The sequence below is a fragment of the Streptomyces sp. SID9727 genome (assembly GCF_010550605.1).
Taxonomy (GTDB): domain Bacteria; phylum Actinomycetota; class Actinomycetes; order Streptomycetales; family Streptomycetaceae; genus Streptomyces.
Map to the genome: position 1 here is coordinate 1 of NZ_JAAGNI010000126.1, position 5512 is coordinate 5512.

Below are 5512 nucleotides of genomic sequence, written 5' to 3' on the forward strand. Positions count from 1 at the left end.
GGGCCGGCGGCATCAGCGGCATGGGCGGCAGCACGAGGGCCGGGGCGGGCGCCGCAGCCTCGGGCTCCGGCCCGGTCGCGGGCGTCGCCGTTCCGGGCTCCGGCCCGGTCGCGGGCACGGCCGTCTGCTCGGTCATACGTACTCCCCCGGGGACGTGATGTGGTTCAGCTGGTCCTTCACCAGTTCGGCGACGGCCGACTTGCGGAACGGGTCGATGCCCGACGCCGTGAAGGTGACCAGCACCTCGCCCTCGTACGCCATGCAGAACATCCCCTCGATCCGTCGCTCGTCGTCCTTGGGGTCGAGGAAGCAGGAGGCGTTCTTCCGGTGGCCGGCGATCTTGGGTCCCTGGCGCAGGACGCTGACGTTGTCGAAGAGTTCCGACCGGAAGGTGTAGAGATCGCGGATGGCCTTCTTGTCCTTCATCCGCACCAGCTGGGTGTCGATGACCAGGTCGTTCTCGTACGAGGCGTAGGTACGGACGGCCAGGCCCTGAATGCGGAGCTTGTCGATCCGCTTCTCGAACTCCCGACGCTGCCGGCCCGACAGGCCGCGCCCGCCGTCCTTCATCTCGGCGGTGGCCGCGGCGCCGCTGAGTTCGGCGTCGTTCCCGTACCTGCCGGAGTCCGGGCCGAGCCGGTAGCCGGCCGGGACGGGCAGCAGCAGCTTGCTCAGCTCGGTGGAGGCCCTGCCGCGCGCCAGGTCCCCGGCCGGGTCCTTGGCCGGTTCGTGGGCGGGCTGCTGCCACAGCCGGGTCGGGACCGTGCGGTCCGCGCCGTCGACGGTGACCTTCGTGTACGCGGCCGCGCCGCCGACCGCGGCGAGCACCAGCACGACGGGGAGGGCCGCGAGGAGCACCCGGCGCGCCCGGCCCTTCCGTGCGGGAGCGGGCTCCGGGGCGGCGGCCGGCTCCGCGGCGGTGGCGGGCTCCGCGGGCTCGGGCAGGGGCGTGTTCTCGTCGCTCACAGGCGCTCCAGCTGTCGCTCGGCCAGCGTCCGGATGTCCTTCTTGCTGATCGGCGCGCTGTCGTAGATGTGGATGTCGACCATGACGTCACCCCGGCTGAAGACCGCCCTGGCCTGGTAGAAGGGCAGGTACCCGGCCTCGCGCCGGGCGGGGAAGAGGTAGTAGCGGCCCTCGGCGCTGCCCTTGACCGCTGAGCCGTCGTTGCCGGCGCTCCGCTTCCCGGGCATGTACGAGCGCTGGTCCTCCGCGTGCGCGGCGGCGGCGGCGCCGGAGCGGAACTGCACCAGGCAGACGGTGCCCGAGCGGGACTCGCCCTTCTTCCAGGCGGCGCCCGCGACCCGGCGGATGTCCTGGTCGAGGAGGTCGCTGAACATGTAGTCCTCGCTCTCGAAGTCCAGGGCGTAGTCCTCGACCCCCAGCCACCCGTCCTGGGTGAGGGCGGTCAGGCTCTTGTCCTCCTGCCAGCCCTTCGGCCGGGGCACGATCAGCTTGCGCAGGTCCCCGTCGGTGCGGACCCGGCGGTCCTGCGAGGCCGGCAGCGGGTCGGGCACCTCGCCGGCGGGCAGAGCCTTCGCCGGGTACGCCAGGCCCGGCTGCGAAAGCGCGGCCAGGGGTGTCGGGGCCCGGTCGGCCTGGACGCCGTATCCGGTCGCGATGCCGCCGGCGATGCCGAGGACGGCCGCGGCGGCGATGATCAGGGTCGTACGCCCGCGCGGGCGCCGCTTCACGGAGGCGGCGGGCTCCGCCACGGCCTCCGGATGCCCGCCCGCCCCGGCCGCCTCGACGGGCGGCTCGGGCTGCCCGTCGGAAACGCTGTCATTCGGATGCAAAATGGGTCCCCCCACGAGACCTTGAAGCGCGGATTCCGTTATCCGCGCACACAACTGACCCACAGGTCGGGGGTGGGGTTGCACGGCCGAGGATTACAGTTCCGTATATGCCGAAGAAGCTCGTGATCAAGGTGACCGCAGGTGCCGACTCCGCCGAGCGCTGCTCGCAGGCGTTCACGGTGGCGGCGGTGGCCGTCGCCAGCGGAGTGGAGGTTTCGCTCTGGCTGACCGGGGAATCGGCGTGGTTCGCCCTTCCGGGCCGCGCCGCCGAGTTCGAACTGCCGCACGCCGCACCGCTGCCGGACCTGATCGAGTCGATCCAGGCGGGCGGCCACATCACGCTGTGCACGCAGTGCGCGGCCCGGCGCGACATCACCGAGGAGGACGTCCTGGAGGGCGTGCGGATCGCCGGGGCGCAGGTGTTCGTCAGCGAGATCATGGCCGACGGCGTGCAGGCGCTCGTCTACTGAGCGGCCCCGTCAGCCGCTGAAAGCCCTCTCAGCCGCGCCGTTTCCGGCCGTCCAGCTCGTCCCACCACGCGTCCGACTCCGGATCGCCGGTGGCGCCGCCGCCCTTGCCCGGCCGGGCCTCCCCGGGCGGCGGCCGCTGCTGCCGCCCGCCGGGCTCGTCCCACCAGCGGTCCTCCGGCCCCTTGCGGTTGCCGACCATCGCGGCGACGGGCGGGATCACCATCGCGACCACGCACATCGCGATGGCGGCGGGCATCGACCAGAGCCTCACGAAGGCCCAGGCCGAAACGAAGAGGACGAGGCATACGCCCATCAGTACGAAGTAGGCGCGCCGGCGTCGGCGGTACATGAGTCCAGCGTAGGCCCGATCGGCCCGTTCGGCCGGTCCGGAGGAAACCCGCCCCCGGCGCGGGCAGCACGAAGGGCCGTACCCGCGCCAGGCAAGCGTCCAAACCCCCTGGGGTACGGCCCTTCGGCCGGTCATCGGCTGCGCCGGTGGTCGTCGTCCTAGACGGCGATGGCCACCTCGGCCAGGCCACCGGTCTGCGCCACGACCGTGCGGTCGGCGGTGCCGCCGGGAACGAGGGCGCGGACGGTCCAGGTGCCCTCGGCCGCGTAGAAGCGGAACTGGCCGGTCGCCGAGGTCGGGACCTCGGCGGTGAACTCGCCGGTCGAGTCCAGCAGGCGGACGTAGCCGGTGACGGGCTCGCCGTCGCGGGTCACGCTGCCCTGGATGGTGGTCTCACCGGGCTTGATGGTCGAAGCGTCGGGGCCGCCGGCCTTTGCTCCACACATGGTTCAGTCCTTCGGGTCGGGGAACGTGCTGGTCCAGGTCGTACGGGTTACTTGTTGGCGCCGAGCTCGATCGGCACGCCGACGAGGGAGCCGTACTCGGTCCACGAACCGTCGTAGTTCTTGACGTTCTCCTGGCCGAGCAGCTGGTGCAGCACGAACCAGGTGAGCGCGGAGCGCTCGCCGATCCGGCAGTAGGCGATGGTGTCCTTCGACAGGTCGACCTGCTCGGCCTCGTAGAGGGCGCGCAGCTCGTCGTCCGACTTGAAGGTGCCGTCGTCGTTGGCGTTCTTCGACCACGGGATGTTGCGGGCGCTCGGCACGTGGCCGGGGCGCTGCGACTGCTCCTGCGGGAGGTGCGCCGGGGCGAGCAGCTTGCCGCTGAACTCGTCGGGCGACCGCACGTCGACCAGGTTCTGGGTGCCGATGGCCTTCACGACGTCGTCGCGGTAGGCGCGGATCGACTCGTCCTGCGGCTGGGCCTTGTACTGCGTGGCCGGGCGGGAGGGGACCTGGTCGCCGTCCACGAGGTCGCGGGAGTCGAGCTCCCACTTCTTGCGGCCGCCGTCGAGCAGGCGGACGTCCTGGTGGCCGTAGAGCTTGAAGTACCAGAACGCGTAGGACGCGAACCAGTTGTTGTTGCCGCCGTAGAGGACGACCGTGGTGTCGTTGGCGATGCCCTTCGCGGACAGCAGCGCCTCGAAGCCGGCCTGGTCGATGAAGTCGCGGCGGACCGGGTCCTGGAGGTCCTTCGTCCAGTCGATCCGGATCGCGTTCTTGATGTGGTTCTTCTCGTACGCGGAGGTGTCCTCGTCGACCTCGACGATGGCGACCTGCGGGTCGTCGATGTGGGCCTCGACCCAGTCGGCGTCTACCAGGACGTCACTGCGGCTCATTGTGTTTCTCCTCCGGGGCAGTCTGCGGCGAGATGGTGCACGGGTCGTGCGTGATGCGGATGTGCGGGGCGCGGGCCGGTCCCGTGTCCACGGGCGGCGTGCGGGACGGCCCCGACGTGCGGTCGAAGGGCCTGGGAATGCGGGAAACCGGGCGTCCCGCTCAGACAGTGCGACAGAGCATGGCGGCGACGCGGCACAGGTCCACTGCCCGCCGCTTCGTGAGATCCGCCCGGCCACCCTGAGGGAGCCCGCCCATAGAGCACTGCATGGGACCGATCGTAGGGAGGTACGGCCGGGCATGTCACCGCCGTGTCGCATTTTGAGACAGGATCGTCCGCAATGCGGAACGACATCCCCTACGGCAGGGGCCCGGCACCGTCGCGCGCGGTGCCGGGCCGACCGGCCATCTGCGGACCGGACCTGCTCGTCTCACTATGTGGCCGGGGCGCCGTTCCCGCCGTCCGCGGGTCCGGTCAGCCCGCCAGGCGCACCTCGGTGCCGGACACCGATATCTCCAGGCCGCCGGCGGTCGGCTGGATCCTCTCCAGCTTCAGGCCGCTCGGCAGCCCGCCGACCTCGCGCTCGAAGTCGGTCTTCTCGCGGACCAGCTTCTCCAGGCCGGGGATGCCCTCACCCGGCACCTTGTCCGCGCGGACGCGGACGGTGTGGCCGTCGACCAGCGTGACGGTGGACAGCACGCTGCGCGAGATCGGGCGCCCCAGGACGTCGACCGTCCCGGTCACCTTCACCTTGCCCTTGCCGCCGTACTCGACCGCGACGCCGTCGCTGGCGGCCTTGGTCAGGTCCTCGTAGGAGATGACGGCCGTCCCGGTGGCGCGGGCGGCGGTGGCGCCGGAGAAGCCGTCGGTCAGCCGCACGTCGCGCAGTTCGGCGTTCATGGTGGAGATCCGCAGTGTGCGGCCCGCGGCACGGGTCTCGATGCCGGTGATCCTCACGTCGACCTCGTCCAGCTCCGAGCCGGCGACCTGGGTGAGGAACGGGAAGCCCTTGATGGAGATGTCGGTGGAGCCGATCTCCGCGCCCGGGACCTTCACCCGGTCCTCGGCCTGCGACTCGGCGATGTTCACCGCCACCCGGTCCGCGGCCACGAACAACGCCGCCAGGACCACCAGGACGATGACCCATATCCGCAGTGCACGCATGCCTGTCCTTCCCCCACCCTGCCGCCCGTACGGCGTGATCGACGTGCGAAAGCCCCCCAACGGTTCCCCGTGGAGGGCTTCGCCATGCGGAGGGAGCGGTACGGATCCGAGCGGTACGGGACTACGCCAGCACGCGGCCCAGCACGTAGACGGCCGGCGCGGCCGCGGTCAGCGGCAGGGCCACACCCGCCGTCATGTGCACGAAGCGCGACGGGTAGTCGTAGCTCGCGACCCGCAGACCGATCAACGCGCAGACCCCGGCGGCGAGGCCCAACACGGCCCCCTTCGCCCCCAGGTCCGTAGCGGCGCCCGCCACCGCCCCCGCCCCCGCCGCGACGGCCAGCGCGGCCACGACGGACACCGGCGCGGGCAACGGCAGCGCCCGTACGAGCACG

The 5512-nt window shown here is 71.7% G+C and carries 7 protein-coding genes and 1 pseudogene; 1 reads left to right on the plus strand and 7 read right to left on the minus strand.

Annotated features, from left to right (window positions below; translation table 11 throughout):
- Positions 1–132: 132 nt before the first annotated feature.
- Both G3I41_RS07885 and G3I41_RS07890 read right to left on the minus strand, forming a co-directional pair.
- A complete protein-coding gene (locus tag G3I41_RS07885) occupies positions 133–966 on the minus strand; it encodes a hypothetical protein (protein ID WP_343242086.1) in 834 nt (277 codons plus the stop codon).
- Positions 963–1796, minus strand: a complete 834-nt coding sequence (locus tag G3I41_RS07890; protein WP_164399584.1) for a hypothetical protein — start codon at positions 1794–1796, stop codon at positions 963–965. The genes G3I41_RS07885 and G3I41_RS07890 overlap by 4 nt, the downstream gene beginning before the upstream one ends.
- A gap of 107 nt (positions 1797–1903) precedes the next feature.
- Between G3I41_RS07890 and G3I41_RS07895 the strand changes: the two genes are divergently transcribed.
- Positions 1904–2266: a DsrE family protein gene (locus G3I41_RS07895; RefSeq protein ID WP_164399585.1), complete on the plus strand. Its 363-nt coding sequence runs from the start codon at positions 1904–1906 to the stop codon at positions 2264–2266.
- Between the two features lie 28 nt (positions 2267–2294).
- Here the strand turns inward: G3I41_RS07895 and G3I41_RS07900 are convergent, their stop codons facing one another.
- The 5 genes and pseudogenes from G3I41_RS07900 to G3I41_RS07920 form a co-directional block, all read right to left on the minus strand.
- Positions 2295–2615: a DUF3099 domain-containing protein gene (locus G3I41_RS07900; RefSeq protein ID WP_164399586.1), complete on the minus strand. Its 321-nt coding sequence runs from the start codon at positions 2613–2615 to the stop codon at positions 2295–2297.
- 158 nt (positions 2616–2773) lie between these two features.
- Positions 2774–3061 (minus strand): DUF1416 domain-containing protein, encoded by a 288-nt coding sequence (locus tag G3I41_RS07905; protein ID WP_018101653.1) that lies wholly within the window; start codon positions 3059–3061, stop codon positions 2774–2776.
- A 47-nt stretch (positions 3062–3108) separates the two neighbouring features.
- Positions 3109–3954, minus strand: a complete 846-nt coding sequence (locus G3I41_RS07910; protein ID WP_073964789.1) for a sulfurtransferase — start codon at positions 3952–3954, stop codon at positions 3109–3111.
- Between the two features lie 473 nt (positions 3955–4427).
- Positions 4428–5117 carry a DUF2993 domain-containing protein gene (locus tag G3I41_RS07915; protein WP_164399587.1) on the minus strand — a complete coding sequence of 230 codons (690 nt, stop codon included), beginning with the start codon at positions 5115–5117 and terminating at the stop codon, positions 4428–4430.
- Between the two features lie 121 nt (positions 5118–5238).
- Positions 5239–5512: pseudogene (locus G3I41_RS07920) on the minus strand (hypothetical protein); the annotation flags it as partial.